Here is a 21,002-nt window from a genome sequence, read left to right as displayed (position 1 = left end):
CCGCCATAAGCCAGGCAGAAAACCACTGCCAGTCTTATGGCTTCGGCTACCGCTGTAAGGCGCCTTCGCTGGATCTACTTTCGTATTTTACTATGTCACTAAAAAAAGTAATGAGGACAACGAAAACGAGCCATTCCACGATGAAATCGAGGAATGACTCGTTTTATTGTTGTATAATGAAGGGACTAATTCTAGGCGGTGTCCCGATGATTTCAAATCAAGAAACATTAAACCTCAGCCCATTTATGGCGATTTACGATATAGTTGTGCCCAAAGATAATCAGCTCCGTCAAATCAATGACCTTGTTGATTTTACTTTTGTGTACGAAGAATTAAAAAATAAGTATTGTCTCGATAACGGCCGCAATGCAGTGTCGCCGATTCGTATGTTCAAATATTTATTATTGAAAGCGATCTTTGAGCTATCGGATATCGATGTCGTGGAACGTTCTAAATACGATATGTCGTTTAAATATTTTCTTGATATGGCACCTGAAGACTCGGTGATTGACCCTAGTTCCTTAACGAAGTTCCGCAGACTTCGTCTTCAGGATGTAGGTTTATTAGATTTGCTGATTCAAAAAACGGTAGAAATTGCATTGGACAAAAAAATAATCACTAGTAAAACCATCATCGTCGACGCTACACATACTAAATCACGTTATAACCCAAAGGCACCGATAGAGTTTTTAATGGAGAAATCGAAAAACGTACGTAAATCTGTATATAAAATCGATGAATCCATGAAAGAAAAGTTCCCAGCTAAAACAACTTCTAACGAAGTAAAAGATGAATTAGCTTATTGTGAAAAAATCATTTTAACGATAGAGAAAGAAGCCCATCTTGTCAATATTCCAGCGGTCAGGGAGAAGTTAAATATATTGAAGGAAGTTGTAGAAGACTATACAGAGCAGCTTGATTACTCAGCGGATCCAGATGCACGTGTCGGTCATAAAACAGAAGACTCTTCTTTCTTTGGCTATAAAACGCATATTGCGATGAATGATGAACGGATTATTACAGCGGCAATCGTGACGACTGGTGAACAAAGTGATGGGAAGTATCTGCAAGAGTTAATTGAAAAAAGCCAAGCTACGGGCATGGAAATTGAAACAGTTCTTGGGGATACGGCTTACTCTGAAAAAAATAATATTCACTACGCGAAAGAAAAAAAGCTTCAATTAGTATCGAAATTAAATCCGCAAATCACACAAGGTGGTCGTGCGAAAGAAGATGAATTTGAGTTTAATAAAGACGCGGGGATGTATGTGTGTAAAGCAGGCCTTATGGCAATTCGAAAAGCACGTCAAGGGAAGAAGAATGTAGGGAAGAACCAACGGGATATCTATTATTTTGATATTAAAAAGTGTCAAGCCTGTCCGTTTCGTGAAGGTTGTTATAAGGATGGCGCGAAAAGTAAAACCTATTCCGTAACGATTAAATCGACTGAACATAAGGATCAAGAGGCGTTTCAAAATAGTGATGAGTTTAAAGAAAAAGCGAAATCACGCTATAAAATTGAAGCGAAGAATAGTGAGTTGAAACATAGACACGGGTACGATGTAGCCACATCCGCGGGTCTATTTGGTATGCAGCTACAAGGAGCAATGGCTATATTTGCGGTCAATCTCAAACGGATTAGGACGCTTATGAAGGAATCAGAGTAAGGAATACGAAAGGAAAAGACGCTATTTCGTTCAATATCGAACGGAATAGCGTCTTTTTTAATTTAGTCTCACTTACGGGATTTAAAAACGTAAGTTTTTCAGCGGCCTCTTCGACTGAGTGGTGTTTGTTGGTTATTTTAGTTGTTGTTTGTACTCGGTATACTCCTGATGAAGGGCTGTAACTTCACTAGATTCAGCAGGTGTTAGCGAGCACCAGCCATGTTGAAATTGTAGATCATACAATTTCCGATGTTGCTGCGATGTTTCTTTCATCATATCAAATAGTAATGAGTAGAACTTTGTATTGCTCGCTTCAGGCATAGCAATTGCGTAGGAGTTACACATGTTTTTTTCCGTCGCTAATGCTGCGCTTAACAGATCAGAATCATTAACCGTGGACTTTTTTGAAAGCTGTGTTTTAGGATTTTGAATCTTTTTGGAAGAAGTCATTACACATTACCCCCGTTTTCATTAAGGATAGTTAGCAAATTATCATAGTGCGTCAAGTGCATTTTCCCTGCTTCTTCAAATTGCCGCTTCAAATCAGGCAGTTGGCAGTTTTGGGTGGCTTGTCGATACTGCTTCACTGCTAGCAAATTCGAAGTTAGCATATTTTGCAAATAGCCGATATCTGAAGTTGACACCATCCTTGGGGGCTCAAAATAAAGTATCTTCTGTTGTTCTTGCTTCGGTTGTTCTGGCTTCGGTTGTTCTGGCTGTGGTTGTCCTGCCTGTTGCATTTGTTGTTGTTGCTGTGGTTGTTCTGGTTGGTGCATCTGTTGTTGTTGCTGTGGTTGCTGTGGTTGCTCTGGTTGCTCTGGTTGGTCCATCTGTTGTTGCTGTTGTTGCTGTGGTTGCTGTGGTTGCTCTGGTTGGTGCATCTGTTGTTGTTGCTGTGGTTGCTCTGGTTGTTGTGGCTGTTGCATCTGTTGTTGTTGTTGTTGTTGTTGTTGTTGTTGTTGTTCTTCTTGTTCTTGCTGTTGGATCTGTATCTGCAGTTCGAGTTGTTGAAGTTGGATTTGCAGTTTTTTTAGTTGTTGAAGCTGTTGTTGTGATTGCGCAGACTCCACACTTCTTAGCTCCCTTCAAACAATTTACCTTTAGTATGAATCTTGCTTCATATATTATACCGTCTGAAGTAAAAATACCCGGCTATGAATGAGTCAATTCAGAATCGAATCAGGTCCTGGTACCATTTATATAGATTGTTGCTAAACAGGAACACGCTCCGGTTTACGTCTCATATAATATAAGTAAGGGGAATTGGTATCGGAATCTGACCTTAATTGAACCCACTCAATGTATGTAAACATCAAACAATTCAATTCTGCATGGTACGCATTATGATGGAAAGGAGTAATTTAAGAATGAATCCGTTATTTTCGATTTGGACACAGCCGACTAACACAATTCGATATATTGTCGATCATAAATCAATGATGTATTCATTTATGCTGATTTCCATTTCCTCGCTTATCAATAGCATTATGGCATTTGCAGACTTAGGCTTATTTAACGGTTTGTCATTATTAACAACACTCGTTGTCATTCTTTTTTCCAGCTTACTTTCAGGGCTTGCCGGCTGGGGAATTATCATAGTTGCGTATACGTGGATTGGTAAATTATTAGGCGGAACAGGAACAATGCGTAAAATGGGCCTTGCGTCCGGAGCCAGTGCTATACCTATAATTTGGACAGCGCCTATAGGATTCATCGCAATTTCCCTCTACGGACAGCAGCTTTTCGCTACACCGACCGGCTCATTAGGTACAAATATGTCTGTAGGCTTTTTCTTCTTTCAAACATGGATTATGTTGGCGATTTCTATCTTCGGACTAACTGTCGAAAGTAAGGCAATTGGAATTGTTCACAACTTCTCTGCATGGCGCGGATTTGGCACTCTATTGTTATTTATGTGTTTTATAGTCGTTATTTCAATCATTATCCTTGGGTCCATATTTTCAATTCTTCTTCCTAGCATTTAGTTATCATTGAAGAGAATGAAAAAGCCATTCTGCTACGAATGGCTTTTTCATATTTAATTCAGAGGTTGTCTACCTTTTAAAAAACTTCAGATTTAACGACAAACTTCTATGTTTTTCACCAAAAAACGCTATTATTCTACTAAATTCGATTACATTAAATCTTTATTACTTTTCTAAACGAATAAATAATCCTATATTTTTCTAGATGAATTGCATTAATTTCAACTAGAAAAATCAATAGTAAACTTAATTTCTCTTTGGTGCTATTGAATTCTCAACTTATATTCAGCCCTTAATATCCCTCTAGTTTCGGTATAAGATTACGCTTCGACTCCCCCCCCTCATTATTCTTAAATAATTGTTCCTATCCTATAGAATATTATGACATGTTCAATTCTTTAGTTTAGTAGTAAGCTAATAGTTAATGGGTAAATCTGATTCCTTAGTTCTACATATTTCCACGTAGCTGCCTAAGTAACCAAGCACTATTTCCCCCATTTCCAAAGACTTAAAACAGAAGAATAGAGAAAGAGGTTAGCTGGATGAAAAAAATCTTAATGGGCCTGCGAAACATTAAAACGAAATTACTTACATCTTTTGCAATCGTGTTAATTATTCCTGCAATAATTATTGGAGCACTCGCTTATATGTCGGCCAAAGATGCGGTTAAATCTGAGATATTGGCAGGTTTCACTGAAAATATCAACTTATTAAATACAACGATTGACAATACTATGCAATTGAAAATACATGATATAAATACTTTTTCTACAAATATAACATCAAGGCTATACCAGGGAGATAGCAGCCCTGAACTACGTGGGAAATTCGCCCAGTACGGAGAGTTACATCCGGAAGCCGAAATCATTTATATAGGTACAGACAAAGGTTTATTTATACAAGAACCTGATGTAGGGATTCCTGCGGATTACGATCCTAGAAAAAGACCTTGGTATATAGAGGCAATGGACAATAAAGGTGAAGTAATAATTTCAGAACCTTATATCTCAGCTAGTACAAATGAAATGGTTGTTACCCTCTCTCAAGTAACAAAAGATGGCTCTGGAGTTGCAGCAGTTGATATCAACCTAAACCATTTACAAAAAGTAACCAATCAAGTAAAAATAGGTAAATCAGGATATGCCGTTCTAGTAGACAAAAACAAAAGATATATTTCACACCCTACCGAAGCAGCAGGAAACGAAGTAAATATTGACTTAGCCGATAATTTTTTTGCACAAGAAACCGGACAGTTTGACGCTAAGTTCGATAGTGAAGATAGATTAACGGCTTTTGTAACCAATGAGTTAACCGGTTGGAAGCTTGCAGGATCTATTGCCACCTCAGAGATAAATGCTGCTGCCTTACCGATTCTACAAAAAACTGCCTTGATTATCTTACTCGCAATTATTATAGGGGCAGTAGCTGTTTACTTTATTATTAACTCCATCATTAATCCAATCAAAGTCCTAAAAGAAAAAGCGATTACAATAAGCCAAGGCGACTTAACACAATATATCGATGTACAAACTAACGATGAAATAGGACATTTAGGACAAGCATTTAACGACATGCAGGAAAGTCTCAGAACATTAATTAAAAACGTTGAAAAGAGTGCTGAATTAGTAGCTTCCTCCGCTGAAGAGTTATCCGCAAGTGCTGAACAAACAAGCGACGCTACAGAACAAGTAGCAACTTCCATTCAAGAAGTTGCACATAGTGCTGAGATGCAAACAGACGGTGTAGAATTCACGGCACAAGCATTATCGGCAATAACTATTGATGTCACACAAATTGCAGAAAGTTCTACAATGGCTTCTGAACTTTCCTATCGTGCAACGACAGAAGCTGAAATAGGTGGTCAAGCGGTTATAGATACAGTTAATCAAATGACATCGATCCATAAATCTGTTATTGAATCAAATACAATCACCAAATCATTGCATGAGCGATCTAAGGAAGTGCGTTCGATTTTGGATGTAATTACAGATATTGCCGGACAAACAAACCTCCTTGCTTTGAATGCGGCTATTGAAGCTGCAAGAGCTGGTGAACACGGTAAGGGATTTGCTGTTGTAGCTGATGAAGTTCGCAAACTTGCAGAACAATCTCAGAACTCTGCAAAAGAAATCCGTGAAATCGTGGAAGGCATTCAAGTAGATACAGAGAACTCCGTCGAAATCATGGAACGTATTACGGAAAATGTACAAGAAGGCGTAGATGTATCAAATGAAGCCATCGAGAAGTTCAATCAAATTATTCACAGCATGAAAGAAATCACACCTCAAATGGAAGATGTCTCGGCCACTGCTCAACGGGTATCTACCGCTGTTCAAGGGGTCACTATCACGACAAATGAAATTGCAAGCAGCGCGCAAGGAAATGCAGCGGCTTCCCAAGAAGTAGCCGCATCTTCAGAGGAGCAGCTAGCTTCGATGGAGGAGATTTCTTCATCAGCCGAATCATTATCCTATATGGCAGACGAATTAAAAGAATTGATTTCCAAGTTTAAATATTAATAGACCTTAGATTTTATCATCAATTAGAAGCTTAACTTTCTCTTGTGTGAATAGAGAAAGTTGAGCTTTTATCTTTTTATACGATCTAGCGTATTCGAATCTACTCACTGTGTATTTAAATTGACGGTTCGAAACATCCTGTTCAACTGCATTCCAATTGCTATCCAAACTGTTGAAAGTGTCTAGCGAGGACTGTATAGTGATAGAAAAGAGATGTAGATAATTTACTAGCCAAAAATGGAGATGAAGTCTTAATGGAAATTCTTTTATATGTAAGTGCCCTCATTGCGTCCTTATCCTTATTGCTTATTGTTATTTTTGTTATCATCACATTGAAAAGCGCAAAACAGACCATAGGAGAAGTTTCGGAAACACTGAAGCGAGTCGAGACAAAGCTTACAGGCATCACTGAACAATCCGTGCAATTAATGGAAAAAACGAACCGAATTGCCGATGATGCAGAAAATAAACTACAAGCATTGAATAGCTTATCCACCTCTGCAAAAAATCTTGGAAACTCCACAGAGCATATAAACAAATCGATTCTTGCGATTTCAGATGAAGTTGCTACTCCTCCTGAGAAATATCGTGATTTAATGGATAAAGCGACTGTTCTAACTGAAACTGCGGCGCGGGTTTATTACCGTTTTCAAAAGGAAAAGCAGAAAAATAAATGAGGTGATTCAATTTGGATTGGTTAGGTATTGGTGTACTCATCATCGGAATCGTATTTGCGATACTCGTCATTATCTTATTGAAACCAATTAACAAGTTAGCGTCTCTTCTTGATAGTCTTCAACAGACAACAGACCGCCTGCCAGAGGTATTGGACGATGTATCAAGCCAAGCCTCAACCGTGCTGCAATCAAGCAACGCAACGCTAGGTAACGTCAATGGGCAAGTACGTGAAATTAGTCCACTATTTCACGTTATCGGAGATGCAGGAAAAGAAGCAGAAAAGTTCACATCCGCCGTTCTCGTTAAAACAGCTACCTTAAAACAACAAACTGTTGGTGCAAAAGAATTTGTGACAAGCAAAAAGTATGAAGGACTCTTTGGTCTTCTGTCATTCCTGTTCTTCCTTTTCCAGAAGAGACAAGAAATCTCAGATACAATGCCTAAAACTAAATTAAATAAATAAAAATCGTGCGGAGGGAATTTTAATCCCTTCACACGATTTTTTCAATTTGGAGATTTCCCGTTACTAGCAGCATCTTTTGCTTCTTCTCTCATCTTATCAATAGCAAATTTACGTTTCTCACCTTCACTGTACAAGTTTTTCCCAAGAGTTACACCTGACTGTTTTTTAGCCCCTCTGTTTTTGCTCATCGCATAGAATCCGAGGGCCGCGGTGCCATATAAACCGCCCAATCGCTTATCCTGCTTGTCCTCGTCCACTTCGCTCATTTTCTTCTTAGCAGAAGCAGTCAAATCGACAAGTGATGATGACAATATCCTTGTAGACTCACCAACATCTCCAACGATATGGAACAAAGGCGTTAACGTTCCAAGTTTTTCATTGACATCAGCAAGTGTATTATTGCTGTTTTGGATTAAGTCCCCCGTCTCCTTTAGAATGCTGTCCAATTGAGTTGGTAGTTGTTCAATTGTCTTATCAACACCATTTAATATAGAAGCAACATTATTCAAGACGCGAGCTAGATAAATGGCAAGTAGCAAAAATGCAAGACCAATTAACAATACGCCGATTCCCATCAGATCCATATCCATCCCTCATTTCATTTTTTCAATCAAGCACGTTTTCCACGTTGCCAAGAAGTTAATAGGCTTGCAGCGAATTCGGAAAACTGGATGATACGTACAAATGGTTTTATCCCCGATAGTGAAGAATTTTGCGCATAGCGCTCAGTTCGTAAAGCCAATTCTTCACTCAATTGCGAGGCTGAATCCCCAACATGCTTGACGGTATAAAAAACACTATTTAATGCCAGTGACTTTCCTTCAATATCTGTTGCCGTAGCTTTTGTCTCAGTAATCGTCCGTTCCAATTCAATAACCGTCTTATCTAGCTTATCTTCAAGCTTGCTGACAGTCTTTCCAACAGTTCCAAGGATACCTGACACGCGTAGAAGCAATTTCGCGAAGTATACTGAAACAAGCGCAAACGCGATTGCTACGATAAATACACTAATATGTATAAAAGCCATTTACCAACAGCTCCTTTCGACTCATTTTACACGACATAAGCAATGCACATATAACAGATCAGATGAAAAATTTCCTTTCATCCGCAAATTCTCCGTTTATAAAAGTACGCTCGACGAAAGTAATGCTTTGGTCATGACCTACTAGCAAAGCAGTAGACGAACGGGTTCCGTAGGTAGGCATTTTGATGAAGAGCGGTGACAGCTGCCGTTCGAGGTCCAAGCCCACCCCCGTATTCGGCAATAGCGGATCTGACACGACTTCAGTGTCAGAAATGATGTCAAACAGAACATCCGTATCAATGATAGCGTTTGCCATTACATAATCACGAAGTTTAGTTCTTCCCTGCACCACTTTCGGCCAAGCAGTGTTCAGCAATTGATTACTCAAACCATGTGTCCCTGCAGATACTTCCAATATTTCTGCTTGTTTATTGGAAAAATAGAATAAGGAGTCAACGTCACCAACGAGAATATTGAATCCAGCATAATCATCTTTTCTCTCTTTCAACTTTTCAAGAAAAACTTTAGGTGACACGTTTCCAGCTAAGAAATCTGTGACGATATCACCCCGTGTTTTTTTGTCGACACTAACTTCTCTCGGATTTCGATAGTTCGTCACTGCTGCAAATCTGCCTAATTTAGTTACACCAAACCAAGTTCCCATATGCACTAAATCACGTCCTGCCAATATATTTGGCTGATCCGTCCAATATTCTGCGGAAGCTGTCGGACGTTCGTAAAACTCATCTCGGTTCGCGGCAACAATCAGCTTGTAGGTCGGATGGTCATCGTAATGAAAATTAATCAGACACATATTGTCACGTCCTTTTAGCATCTAGTATACATTGAAACAATAAACAGTTTCATGACAATGAAGTAGACCATAATTTTCAAAAAGCCTTTTCATTGAGTAACTCTGGACATTTAGCACTAAATTGCGATATGACTTCATCCATATCGATTACGATTCGTTTCACATAACTATCTCCTTTGTTATTCGTCGTGAACTACCGGACATTTGATTAGCATATGTCGGCATTCAGTCCTATTCACTGTTTCTTCATATTACACCATTCAATGATAAATATCATAAGCGTCTTGGTGAATGTCGTTAACTCCTCAATACTAATCTTTTCATCAACTGAATGTGCTTCTTCCAACTTTCCAGGACCGTAAATAACAGTTGGAATTCCTGCTGCCCCTAGCCATCCTGCGTCTGTCACTGATCTAGACATACCGATAATTACAGGACTATTTTCGGTTTTTTCATGACATTGCGCAAGAAGTTGAACAGCTGCATGGTCCGCATTCATTTCAAGTGCTGGGAAAATTTCTCCGCGTTCTTCAATCATCGATTTTCCTCCCCAGCGATAGTGAATGGGATTGTCTCTTAACCACGGATCCGCTTTTGCAACATGGTTCAAATGTTCTTCGATTTCATTTATTACAGATTGATAGGTTTCATTTGGATAGAAGTGAACGGTGATCCAAAGCCGACATTCATCCGCCACAAAAGCCGCATGCCTTCCTCCTTCTATAACTGCCGGATTAATAGTAGTGGTACCAGGTGTAAAACCCGGATATTGTTTTGTCACAGCCCAGTGACGCTCTAATTCTTGCAGCCCAGCAATAACCTTCATCATCTTCTCGATTGCACTAGCCCCTTTAACGGAACCGCCTGCATGAAGCATACTCATTCTCATAGCATCATGGAAAACTTCCTTACTTTTAATCGTTATCCAGCCGGTTATCACACCACCTTGACCATGAATTTGACGATCACTGCCATCTACTACAAGTGCGAAGTCTGCCGTATAGCCTTTTTCCATACACGAAAGCGTTCCAGCTTCTCCTGCTTCCTCCCCAATGACCGTTTGGATTTGCAAATCGCCTTTAAGTTCAACACCCAGTTCTTTTAGTAATTTCACAGCTAATAAAGTCGCCGCCACCGCACCTTTCATATCAGATGTTCCTCTTCCATATGCATTGCCATCTTTTTTCGTTAGTTCAAAGACAGGCACAGTCCACTCCGTTTCATCCCCCACTTCCGCAACGTCAATATGACCATTAATGAGTAAGCTGTTATACAGGTTTCCATCTGTCCCCTTTTTAATGCCTACCACGTTCGGATCGCCAGGAAATACATCCCAACTAACCGTTTCAAATTTTTCTTGTTTTAAAAAGTCTTGAATATACCCTTGCACGCCTGCTGTATTTCTTGCCGGTGGACTAACTGTCGGAAAACGGACGAGATCCGCCAGCAATTGCAATAATTCCTCTTGACGTTCATCAACTAGGTTACTAATTCTATTTTCCATTTTAATCATCCATCCCCTATCCATATTTTTGGTAAGTGAATCTATAGAGCCGCACTTAACAAATAGATTGTTCTTCTAACACCGCTTCTTCGCTAGATTTGTTCGTTATATGGGTAAGGTATACCACCTTGTTAATTCTAAATATGTAGTGCCGAATATATATATGTTGAAATAAAGAATTCCATTGAATTCGCTACTGCGCTAGGAGATGCCTCCCGCCCTACTCCAAGCAGCTGCGCCGCCTCTTCTTAGGGCTTCTGCTTCTGCTCCCCCTTCCTTCGCTCAGTTCATTATAGGAAATTCATTTGTTCAACATATCTACATTGGAACAGAAAACAGCCGCTTTCCATGATCGGAAGGCGGCTGTTTTCTACGCATATAAAGACATTGATTGTAGGGTTTCAGCTGCTTCCCTACGCTAGAATGAACTAGATCAGGTTCGAAGGGTTTACATACTTGATGTGTCTCAGCCTAATCGGCTCCCCTAGCAGATAGCTATTTAATTTAATAAACTTAATAATACACTAAGCCCCTACAAAACGAAATTTAACTGAACTAATATAAAAGTTCCATTGCACTAGTTTGTAGACCTTTTTTATAGGTGTTCCAACTTAAATTAATGAACAATCCTAAAAAAGGTATCTGGCAATAACACAACATCTTTCAAAAAGGAATTTACGTAATAACCTAACATATTAAATTTCAATTATTGCACTCTTCCATATTCATCGAAATACAAAATAAGGAAGCACAGAACCTTTACATAGGTTCCTCCCCTTCCTATATTCCATCTAATTTGTTGTCATTTTAATTTAATTGTTATCAAAGATATATAGACCACTGGCAGAATAGCCGTGAACAACACAAGTCCATTCCAACCGGCCGCTTCCCATAACGGACCAAGTAATGTACTGCCTGCCGCTACACCGATATAATAGGAAACTAGATACAAGCTAGAAGCGCTTCCTTTGTGATGCGTCGCTTGACTACTGACAGAGGTTGCCGTCAGTGAATGAGCTGTGAAAAAGCCAAGACATGCTATGCAAAGCCCGACAACAATTGCAACTACTGACGCACTCATCGACAGCATTATTCCGAATGATAAGATGAACACGCCCACAATTCTAATTTTACGCAGTCCATACTTACCTGCAAACCAACCTGCAAGCGGTGAACCTATTACGCCAAGACCATACGCGAAAAATGTATAGGAAACAGTTTCGAGTGAAAGTGAAAAAGGTGGGGAGGTTAAATGGAACGGTAAATATGTCCATATCCCCGTAAATGATAGTTGCAAAATGATTCCTAGACCAAATACCAGTAATAGAGAAGGGCTTTTCAAATGGTACAAAAAACCCTCAATATCTTTTGAAAAGCTAGATATACTCGGATTAAAATTACGTGATTTTGGAAGCACAAGCAACACTATGCTGAAAATAATCACCCCTGCAGCTGCAAGAATATAAAATGCAGCTTCCCAAGAAAGACGTTCCGTTACATAACCCGTCAACACCCGGCCCATCATCCCACCCAGGGCATTGCATGAAATATAAAGTGCCATTGCAACACCTATAAACTGCTTATGAATTTCCTCACTTATATATGCCAGCGCCGCGGCCGGAACACCAGCAAAAGCGAAGCCTTGGATAAGCCTAAGAATCACGATTATAAGAAATGAATCAGTAAGCGGCATAAGTAAGAACGGAACGACTGAACCAATTAGTGAAAGTTTAATATAAATCACTCGGCCGTTTCGATCTGAGAAGAAACCAAGTATTATCAGTCCAATAATTAGTCCTACTGTCGTCATTGATAACGACATGCTTGCATATGAAACTGATATATTAAATTCTTCCGTAAACAACGGCAGTAGAGGTTGCACCGAGTACATTGCAGCAAATATGAACATCGAGCCAAGTCCCAAGCTTAGTACAATTCTCCAAAACCGAAAATCCTTTATTGTGTATCCTGTGTAAGGCAATGTTTCAGTCAATCTACTACTCCATTTGCTCTGGAAGCCAGAGTGAAAGTTGCGGGAATATGATGACGATAATAAGTACAAGAATCATTAATATGATAAAAGGAATGACGCCTTTCACAACCGCACCAAGTTTTTCTTTAGAGATGCCACTCACGACAAACAGGTTAAGGCCTACTGGTGGTGTGATCATTCCCAACTCCATATTAATTGTCATGATGATTGCAAAGTGAAGTAAATTAATATCAAAATGAATTAGCATAGGTAATAAAATAGGCAAAGTAATTAGGATAATTGAAACTGCTTCCAAGAACATACCCATGAAGAAGAATAAAATATTAACAATAATTATGAACGTCCATTTATTAACATTACTTTCAGCTATCCATGCACCTATTTCTTGTGGGATCTGTGCATTTGTCAAATAGAGTCCAAATAGACTCGCCGCTCCAATAATCAGGAAAATCATTGCAGTTATATTAATAGATTCCACAATAATCGGTCTAACATCTTTCCAGTGAAGTTCCCGATAAATAAATACGGAAACAATAATGCCATAAAATACAGCGATGACTGCGGACTCAGTTGGCGTAACTACTCCACTATATATACTTCCAAGAATAAGGATTGGTAAAAAAGCGCCCCATATTGCTTTAAGCGAGCTTTTTCTCCGTTCTATCCAAGTTGCTTTTTCTCCTTTCCCATATCCCTTTCTCTTCGCGTAAAAAATAGCTGAAGCTATTAAAACGCCAGTGAGTAGAACACCTGGGATAACTCCCGCCATAAAAAGTTTTCCGATTGATACTTCTGCTGTAATTCCATAGATGATTAAAGGGATACTCGGCGGGATAAGAATCCCTAGTGTACCGCCCGCAGCTACAAGTCCCATTGAGTACTTTTTATCGTAGCCAGCTTTAACCATTGCCGGAATCATAATTGAACCGATTGCTGCAGCAGTAGCTGGACTAGAACCAGAAATAGCCGCAAAAATCATACAAGCAAGGATTGTAACAACAGATAAGCCTCCAGGTAAATGTCCAACCCATGTTTTTAATGCTTCAATCAAGTACTTGGAAATTCCTCCACGAGCCAGTAATACACCCGCAAGAACGAATCCTGGAATTGCCATCATTGGAAATGAATCCAGCGCTGTAAATATTCTCTGAGGAACCATGGTCATATTAAAATCAATTTGCACCAAAACTACCATTGTTGATAAAGCGAGACTGATTGCAATCGGCACTCTTAGAACTAGCAATATAAAAAATATACTAAGCAATAGGATTATCATATTGTTCGTCCTTTCCTCGTACCAAGTTGACTAGTCTCTCTATAAAGCGCAATAAGAATAGGGTTCCAGAAATCGGCAATATCAAATAAATAATCCACATCGGAATTCCAACGTCTAAAGAAACCATTCCTGAATGAAAACGACTATCGACTAGAACAGCACCGTAATATGTATAAAGAACACAAAATAAAATACATACAGAAGTCGAAAAAAGATCAACAACTTTTTTCCACCCTTTGGAAAGCTTGTCGTAAAGAATATCGACTTGGATATGGTGATTGTATTTTAATGCAACAGAGAATCCTAAAAACACTCCCCAAATTATTGTGTATCGAACGACTTCTTCAACCCAAGCTTTTGGTTCGTTAAAGATATAACGCATGATGACACCATAAAATATGAGGGAAATTCCCGTAAAAAAGAACGTACCTGCAGAAACTTCTTCAAATAGGCCCCAAAACTTTTTCAAGTTTTTCATTTACTGCACCCCTTCTTCCCTTTGTTTAGTATGAAACCCTTGAACTCGACTTGTAAAAATACACGGGTGTCGATCAAGTTAGCAGATCGACACCCGTGATTACTTACTTCAGACTTCGAATACCTTCAATCAATTCAGGAGTGATTGTATCACCAAATTCATCATATACAGGTTGTAAAGCTTCTGCGATAGCAGCACGCTCTTCGTCAGTCAAATCAAGAACTTCAACTTTTCCGGAGTTCTTGATGTTTTCTAGACTTTTTGCATTTTCCTCATCTGCAAGTTTCCATTCGAGCTCTGTTGCTTCTTTAAGTGCTTCTTCTACTTGTCCGCGGATATCATCCGGCATCTTTTCCCAGAATGGTTTGTTAACAAAAACCCCATAGTCCAAGCGTCCATGCTCACTAAGCGTCATATATTTTTGTACTTCTTGGTATTTTTGTGTGTCAATATTATTGTACGTATTTTCTTGTCCATCAACTGTTCCTTGTTGCAGAGCAGCGTACGTTTCACCAAAGGAAATTGTCGCACTTCCAGCACCAAGTGATTGGAACTGTGATTCCAACACTTTACCTGCCTGTGCACGGAATTTTAGTCCTTTAAAATCTTCAGGTTTTTGTAACGGATGTTTATTGTTTGTAAAATGTTTGAATCCATTTTCCCAAAATACTAAGCCCATAATATCATTGCTCGCTAATTTATCACTGTTCAACAAAGTCTTTGCTACATCACTTACGAAAAACTTCTGTGCGTGCTCTTGATTTTCAAATAAGAATGGCATGTCTACATACTGCCAACGTGGATCTAATTTAACCATTTTTGTTACCGATGGAGCAATCATTTGAACATTACCAGAAACGAGTGCATCTAATTCATCGTTATCCCCATATAATTGAGAGGATGGATATACTTCAACTTTTGCTTTGCCGCCTGTTTTTTCTTCAACTAACTCAGCAAAACGATTAGCTGCTTGACCTTTTACACTATCAATTGATGTAACGTGTGAAAACTTGATAATAATCGGCTTATCATCTTTTATCGGCTTTTCTCCATCAGATTCACCAGTACTTCCCCCAGAACACGCTGCTGCAACAAGTGCGATCAAACCGATAATACTAATCATAAGCAGTTTTTTCATTTTTCTTTTCCCCCTACTGTTTGAGTTTTTCTCTCTTAATTATCAACTATTTCCTAAAGTCACCCTTATTTCGATGCTTAAGGTGAATCTTTTCGGAATTTCGGAAGTGAATCTATATACTCAGCTCCAAACCGTTCTATATAATAATCATAAACCGGTTTAAAAGCATCTCCCCATATTTGCTGTTCTTCAGGCGTAAGTTGATAAATTTCGATGCATTGGCAACTTTCCAACTCCTCCAACTTCTCTGCATCTAACTTACGAGCTGTTTCCCATTCCCATTCATTCACTTCGACTAATGTTTCCACGATTAATTCTTGTACTTCTGCCGGAAGTTCGCCCCAAAACTGTTTGTTCATTAATAGCAAGTAGCCCAAATAACCATGGTTGCTAACAGTCAAATAATCTTGTAGCGAATGCAGATTTTTACTCGTTATGTTGGATAGGGTATTTTCCTGCCCATCAATATCCCTTTTTTCCAGTTGTTGAAATACAATATTAAAATCAATCATTTTAGGGATTGCCCCCAGTATGGAAAATTGTTTAGAAATAATTTCACTCGGCATAATTCTAATCTTTAAATTTTGGAGATCATCTGGACTATTAATTGGATGGTCACGATTACTTATTTGCTTGAAACCGTTATCCCACATAGCTAACATTAAAAGTTCTTCGCTATCCAATTTTGAAATAAGGTCTTTCCCGATTGGCCCGGCCATATAATCATGCACTTCTTCATATGTATTGAATGCAAAAGGCAGATCGATTACAGACCATTCTGGAACAAGTGAAGTCACTTTTGATGTTGCAGGGGCGATCATTTGAATGTCCCCTTTTAAAAGCGCTTCCATTTCTTCTCCGTCTTTATATAAAAATCCATTTGGAAAAACCTGGACCTCTACATACCCTTTACTGCGCTCTTTTACCAACTGGGCAAACTTACGAGCCGCCAGCCCCTTTGGAGTATCTTCTCCAACCACATGGGAGAAACGAATTACAATACGTTCTTCTTTACTTAGTTGCTCATAATCTACAGGTAAAGTAGTAGACTGACAGCCAAATAAGCTAAGTAGAACGAACACTCCGATAAAAAAAGATGACATCAGTTTGTTAGTGCTAGTTATATACACTTCATTCCTCCAAAACAATTAACATTCCGACAACTTAACTTTAAGTCATTTTTCTAATAATTCAATATAAAGAGTATATTGGACATTTTGGTCTTTTTGGTTTCAGGTTATTTCAATGAATAATACTTGGTTGGTCTACCGACATTCCCATATTTCATCTCAATATGAACTTTTTCTTTCTCCGCAAGAAAATCTAAATACTTTCTAACTGTTACTCTTGCCATCCCGACGTTTTTCGCTAATTGCTCCGCTGTCACAGGGCCCTCTTCATCCACTAACCTAAGGTGAATTTGCTTCATTGTCATTTCATTCAACCCTTTTGGCAGCTCCACCCCTTTTCCGGTATTGCCCAGCCATTCATCAATGTCTTCCTGCCTCAATTGTTCTAAGCCGTTTATTTTTTTCGCCATTTTGTAATAATCTTGAAGAGATTTTTGAAAACGTTCAAATCTAAAAGGTTTTACCATATAGTCGACTGCACCCAAGCGCATTACTTCCTGAATTGTAGTGGAGTCCCGAGCCGCTGTAATCATAATCACATCACTCGGATGTCTACCTGATCTAATTTCCGACAATATCTCGAGTCCCGAAATATCTGGCAAATACATATCAAGTAGCACAAGATTAGGGTTCAAATTTTTAATTTGCCTTAAAGCATCTTTCCCATTCGCTGACTCGCCGATAAGAAAGTATCCAGTCATCTTTTTCAAAAACTCTTTATTGACATCTAATACCATTGGATCATCTTCAACAATAAACACGGAAATCTCAGTCATTTCTTTTTACCTTCCCCGCTTTTACAGTCATAGTTTTTTTTGAATCAGATTGAGAGTCGACATAAATTTCACCCTTGTTTGACTCAATAATCTGCTTAACCAGCGCTAATCCTATTCCTCTTCCTTCCTTTCCTTTTGTACTGTAGCCATACTCAAATATTTTCTCCGGCTGTTCCTGGAATCCGTCCCCATTATCTTGAACTTCAATGAATAATGAGTTAATATCTCCCTGCAAAAAAAGGTTGACAGTTCTTTCTTCCAGTATTAAACAAGCCTCCATGGCATTATCAAGCAAATTCCCCAAAATTGTCACCATGTCACCACTCGAAAATCCATTCATTATTTCTGATAAAAATGAGTTTGCATCAATGGTTAAAGTGACACCCAATTCCTTAGCACGGGATCTTTTCCCCAACAGCAACCCTAAAACAGAGTAATCGGAAATGGAATCTTTTAAAAACTGAATGACATCCTGTTCATCAGATATTTCATCGATAATCATGTTCAATGCATCTTCTGTCCGATTTAACTGTATTAATCCCGCAATACTATGTAATTTGTTCATATACTCATGATTTTGTGCCCGCAGCGTATCAACAAGAGTCTTTATTCCCGTCAACTCCTCCGCAAGAATATGCGCTTCTTTTCGATCAGTCATCATCATAAGAGAACCTGCAAAACGATCTTGAACTTTTATCGGATAAATCCGCACAAGATACATGGTACCGTGACAAAGCAAGGGTCGATAAATAACTTCGTTACCATCATGGAGTTCATTGGCCAACCAACTATCCGGAAATAGCTCATTTAACAGGATGGAATCACCATGGAAATTGGTATATTGCTTCGCTAAACGATTCATGAAAGTAATCTTCGCTTGCGCATCGATTGCGATAACTCCTATATCCATCGCTTGCATCATACTTGAACGTTCTTCGACCAAACGAGCAATTTCGTAGGGCTCAAGATTAAAGGTCTGTTTTTTTAGATGATTTGCGATAAAAAAGGAACCAATCAAACCCGTGAACAGCCCCCAAAACAAAGATAAAAGCATATCACTGCGATATTCGATAATCAAACTTTGAATAGTTGGAGACAGAATACCGACGGTTACGACGCCAACTTGATTTACCCCTTCTTCATTCATTATCGGCACAAAAGCACGAATAGCATATCCCAATACACCTTCAGCTTTGGATAAGTATTCATGTTCAGCTAGTGAAGCTTTTTCATCTCCTCCTTCGAAAACCGTTCCAATCTTACTTTCAGAGGGGTGAGAATAACGGACCCTCTCCATATCAAAAACAACGATATAGTCAACATCCGTTGCTAAACGGACCCTTTCCACAATTGGCTGAATGATAATGGAACCATCATTTTCTCCCACATAACCTTTTACTTCTGGTAATTGTGCAACAGTTCGTGCGATGGCAATCGCCCTTGCTCCTAGTTCTTTTTCAAAAGCAATTGATATATTATGAATCATAATTGAGCCACTAATTACGACCGACACAACAACTAAAATGAATGAAAAAATGAACATTTTCATTCGCAAAGATATTCTACTCATAATTTCCATTTCATCTCGTTCCTTTACCCTTTGTTAAAACGGGAGACTACAGCTTGATGTTCTATTAAAAAAAGAGCACCTGCATGGTGAATAGTAGCTGAAATTTGCCTATAAGTAAAGAGCGGATTTCTGAATTGCGCTATAATTATACAATTATTATTACTTTTTATTCAATAGCTGTTGAATAATTTTTCAGAAGTATAACTCTGTAATTCATATAAAAAACGTCCTCCAACAAATTGCTTTGATGGAAGACGTTTTATGTTTAAATTATATTTCATTATTACACCAATTCAATAATTACGCAGCTTTAAGACAAACCGGAAGTCTCAATTAGTTATAGTGCATCCGTTCGTTCTTCCCCGTCAGGAAGATATTGTGATAAGCCAATATCACGTAAACCATTCTTTATCTTAGTTGTAAAACCTAACTCTTCATTCGATAAAAACGATGCTTTGGAAGCAATCATTTTTTCTAGTAAGGGTAAATACGTCGGATCAATATCTTCCCAAAGTTTGTATGAATTTATTAAATCCTCTAATGTCAGATGCTTGTAATCATCGCCTTTATAGTCGTGCATTGGAGAAATACGGTACCAAATATCACCGCTATCACGAAGCCAATCTTCTTTATCCGTTGCAACCGCTGTTTGAATAGCCCGCGCTGTATCTAAATACTTCTGATCATCAAACTCATTATAAGCCATGAGCAAAATATTCATACCGCCCAACACATGATTCATAGAGGCATGTGTCGTTACTTGCTGTGCAATCGGGAAGTAATCGGAAATGTAGTAAGACGTGTCATTCACAGGAATGAAGTTCCCTTTACTTTTCTGCGAAACAAGTAAGTCGGCATAATTGCGCAACGGTTCTTTCGCATTGTCGATTCCAAAGTCATCGCCACTATTATAGTAGAACAATGCAATTTGTTCATTAAAACGCGTATCAATGAATGGAGCAGTTATGTCATATAAATCTTTCAAATACGTGCTCGTAACTTCAGTTTCCCAATAATCTTTGTCCCCCTTGAAATTCTTCAAGTTTACAAACGAGTTATAAATTAAGTTCTCAAAATAACGATCTTCTTGCTCATTATATAAAACTAGCGCACGGTCTTCTTTTAATAAAAGTAAGTTTCGTCCATAACCTTGTCCTGTATCAGGCATTGGTTCTGTCGTTGTCGCCATTTTATTGTATGGACCGCCCGCCGTGTACCAATTATTACGTTTTTTGTAATACTCAGCTGACTCCTGCATCCAGCTTTCCATATTTTCATCATTTTCAAATAGTTGGTCATCCGCATTCATATACCACTGATCTACAATATCGTTGCCTTTTGAATTTAACGTATGCACGGACAGTAAGGTCGTTCCAACCTGAGCGTAGGATAACGCCTCTTTTTCGCCGAACAATTGACGCATGTAGCTGTAGCCATCATTCTCATACTCTACTGACAATTGTTTTGATAAATAAGACTGTCCGACCATTCGCTCTTTCACGGACCCATCTTGCTTTACTAAATGCAGTAAGCCGGTCGGATAGGATGTTGTATCACTGCCGAAAACATCTTTATCATTACGTTTAATCTTATATTTGTCATAACGGTTTAGTTCGAATGAAGCTACTTCATTTTCCTTTTGAATAACATCTACCGTTACTGCAGATTCAGCAGGATTATTGATTTTCGAAAATAAGAAGTAATCGCCATTATCAAATGAGCGAACTGTTAACTCAATGGTCGCACCTTCTTCACCGATGTCATATGTGTAAATATTATCTCGTGAAAATGAGTTATCGATTCTCGTATGATTCCTGAAAAGGATGTTCTCTGTCGATCTTATATAAATCGGATTTGCATCAAATGATACCTTCATTAAACGTAACTACTTAGGTATCTATGTTGATGTAAAAAATTCTACCAACAACGCTTGGCGCTTGGGGATGCCTCCCGTGATAAGCCTGATAGAAAACCACTATCAGTC

At 38.7% G+C, this 21,002-nt stretch carries 20 protein-coding genes and 1 riboswitch; of the genes, 6 read left to right on the top strand and 14 right to left on the bottom strand.

Annotated features, from left to right (window positions below; all coding sequences use genetic code 11):
• Window positions 1-206: 206 nt before the first annotated feature.
• Entirely contained in the window at window positions 207-1,667 is a 1,461-nt protein-coding gene (locus tag I2484_RS18555) for an IS1182 family transposase (protein ID WP_207152549.1), read from the top strand.
• 132 nt (window positions 1,668-1,799) lie between these two features.
• Here the strand turns inward: I2484_RS18555 and I2484_RS18550 are convergent, their stop codons facing one another.
• Entirely contained in the window at window positions 1,800-2,117 is a 318-nt protein-coding gene (locus I2484_RS18550; protein WP_207152548.1) for a spore coat protein, read from the bottom strand.
• The gene (locus I2484_RS18545; RefSeq protein ID WP_255551586.1) at window positions 2,117-2,314 is read right to left on the bottom strand and encodes a ferritin family protein; all 198 of its coding nucleotides are present in this window, start codon (window positions 2,312-2,314) and stop codon (window positions 2,117-2,119) included. Before I2484_RS18545 ends, I2484_RS18550 begins: the two co-directional genes overlap by 1 nt.
• 2 nt (window positions 2,315-2,316) lie before the next feature.
• On the opposite strand from I2484_RS18545, the gene I2484_RS18540 reads away from it, so the two are divergent.
• The 5 genes from I2484_RS18540 (at window position 2,317) to I2484_RS18520 (ending at window position 7,312) form a co-directional block, all read left to right on the top strand.
• On the top strand, window positions 2,317-2,829 hold the full coding sequence (locus tag I2484_RS18540) for a hypothetical protein (RefSeq protein ID WP_207152553.1): 513 nt from the start codon (window positions 2,317-2,319) through the stop codon (window positions 2,827-2,829).
• Between the two features lie 205 nt (window positions 2,830-3,034).
• Window positions 3,035-3,652 carry a YIP1 family protein gene (locus tag I2484_RS18535; protein ID WP_207152546.1) on the top strand — a complete coding sequence of 206 codons (618 nt, stop codon included), beginning with the start codon at window positions 3,035-3,037 and terminating at the stop codon, window positions 3,650-3,652.
• A 542-nt stretch (window positions 3,653-4,194) separates the two neighbouring features.
• Complete coding sequence (locus I2484_RS18530; protein WP_207152545.1) at window positions 4,195-6,171, top strand: methyl-accepting chemotaxis protein; 1,977 nt, start codon at window positions 4,195-4,197, stop codon at window positions 6,169-6,171.
• A 254-nt stretch (window positions 6,172-6,425) separates the two neighbouring features.
• Window positions 6,426-6,848, top strand: coding sequence for a DUF948 domain-containing protein (locus tag I2484_RS18525; RefSeq protein WP_207152544.1), 423 nt, complete (start codon window positions 6,426-6,428; stop codon window positions 6,846-6,848).
• Between the two features lie 11 nt (window positions 6,849-6,859).
• Window positions 6,860-7,312, top strand: coding sequence for a DUF948 domain-containing protein (locus I2484_RS18520; RefSeq protein ID WP_207152543.1), 453 nt, complete (start codon window positions 6,860-6,862; stop codon window positions 7,310-7,312).
• A gap of 41 nt (window positions 7,313-7,353) precedes the next feature.
• On the opposite strand, the gene I2484_RS18515 is transcribed toward I2484_RS18520, so the two are convergent.
• The 12 genes from I2484_RS18515 to I2484_RS18460 form a co-directional block, all read right to left on the bottom strand.
• Window positions 7,354-7,896, bottom strand: a complete 543-nt coding sequence (locus I2484_RS18515; protein ID WP_207152542.1) for a DUF948 domain-containing protein — start codon at window positions 7,894-7,896, stop codon at window positions 7,354-7,356.
• A 26-nt stretch (window positions 7,897-7,922) separates the two neighbouring features.
• Window positions 7,923-8,339, bottom strand: coding sequence for a DUF948 domain-containing protein (locus I2484_RS18510; RefSeq protein ID WP_207152541.1), 417 nt, complete (start codon window positions 8,337-8,339; stop codon window positions 7,923-7,925).
• Window positions 8,340-8,397: 58 nt separating this feature from the next.
• On the bottom strand, window positions 8,398-9,153 hold the full coding sequence (locus I2484_RS18505; RefSeq protein ID WP_207152540.1) for an NRDE family protein: 756 nt from the start codon (window positions 9,151-9,153) through the stop codon (window positions 8,398-8,400).
• Between the two features lie 235 nt (window positions 9,154-9,388).
• Complete coding sequence (locus tag I2484_RS18500) at window positions 9,389-10,657, bottom strand: acetylornithine deacetylase (RefSeq protein WP_207152539.1); 1,269 nt, start codon at window positions 10,655-10,657, stop codon at window positions 9,389-9,391.
• Window positions 10,658-11,050: 393 nt separating this feature from the next.
• Window positions 11,051-11,153: riboswitch (TPP riboswitch) on the bottom strand.
• Between the two features lie 306 nt (window positions 11,154-11,459).
• A complete protein-coding gene (locus tag I2484_RS18495; RefSeq protein WP_255551583.1) occupies window positions 11,460-12,650 on the bottom strand; it encodes an MFS transporter in 1,191 nt (396 codons plus the stop codon).
• A gap of 4 nt (window positions 12,651-12,654) precedes the next feature.
• Entirely contained in the window at window positions 12,655-13,926 is a 1,272-nt protein-coding gene (locus I2484_RS18490) for a TRAP transporter large permease (RefSeq protein ID WP_207152538.1), read from the bottom strand.
• Window positions 13,907-14,404 (bottom strand): TRAP transporter small permease, encoded by a 498-nt coding sequence (locus I2484_RS18485; protein WP_207152537.1) that lies wholly within the window; start codon window positions 14,402-14,404, stop codon window positions 13,907-13,909. The genes I2484_RS18490 and I2484_RS18485 overlap by 20 nt, the downstream gene beginning before the upstream one ends.
• Before the next feature lie 103 nt (window positions 14,405-14,507).
• The gene (locus tag I2484_RS18480) at window positions 14,508-15,542 is read right to left on the bottom strand and encodes a DctP family TRAP transporter solute-binding subunit (RefSeq protein ID WP_207152536.1); all 1,035 of its coding nucleotides are present in this window, start codon (window positions 15,540-15,542) and stop codon (window positions 14,508-14,510) included.
• Window positions 15,543-15,619: 77 nt separating this feature from the next.
• Window positions 15,620-16,672 carry a DctP family TRAP transporter solute-binding subunit gene (locus I2484_RS18475; RefSeq protein ID WP_346014217.1) on the bottom strand — a complete coding sequence of 351 codons (1,053 nt, stop codon included), beginning with the start codon at window positions 16,670-16,672 and terminating at the stop codon, window positions 15,620-15,622.
• A 107-nt stretch (window positions 16,673-16,779) separates the two neighbouring features.
• Window positions 16,780-17,448, bottom strand: coding sequence for a response regulator (locus I2484_RS18470; RefSeq protein WP_207152535.1), 669 nt, complete (start codon window positions 17,446-17,448; stop codon window positions 16,780-16,782).
• Window positions 17,441-19,027 carry an ATP-binding protein gene (locus tag I2484_RS18465; RefSeq protein ID WP_255551580.1) on the bottom strand — a complete coding sequence of 529 codons (1,587 nt, stop codon included), beginning with the start codon at window positions 19,025-19,027 and terminating at the stop codon, window positions 17,441-17,443. Before I2484_RS18465 ends, I2484_RS18470 begins: the two co-directional genes overlap by 8 nt.
• 328 nt (window positions 19,028-19,355) lie before the next feature.
• A complete protein-coding gene (locus I2484_RS18460) occupies window positions 19,356-20,894 on the bottom strand; it encodes a hypothetical protein (RefSeq protein WP_207152534.1) in 1,539 nt (512 codons plus the stop codon).
• Window positions 20,895-21,002: the final 108 nt, after the last annotated feature.

It is taken from the genome of Sporosarcina sp. E16_8 (assembly GCF_017347095.1).
In the GTDB taxonomy this organism is placed as follows: Bacteria; Bacillota; Bacilli; order Bacillales_A; family Planococcaceae; genus Sporosarcina.
The sequence above is the reverse complement of the archived record's forward strand: the minus strand, read 5'-3'. Positions and strand labels throughout refer to the sequence as shown.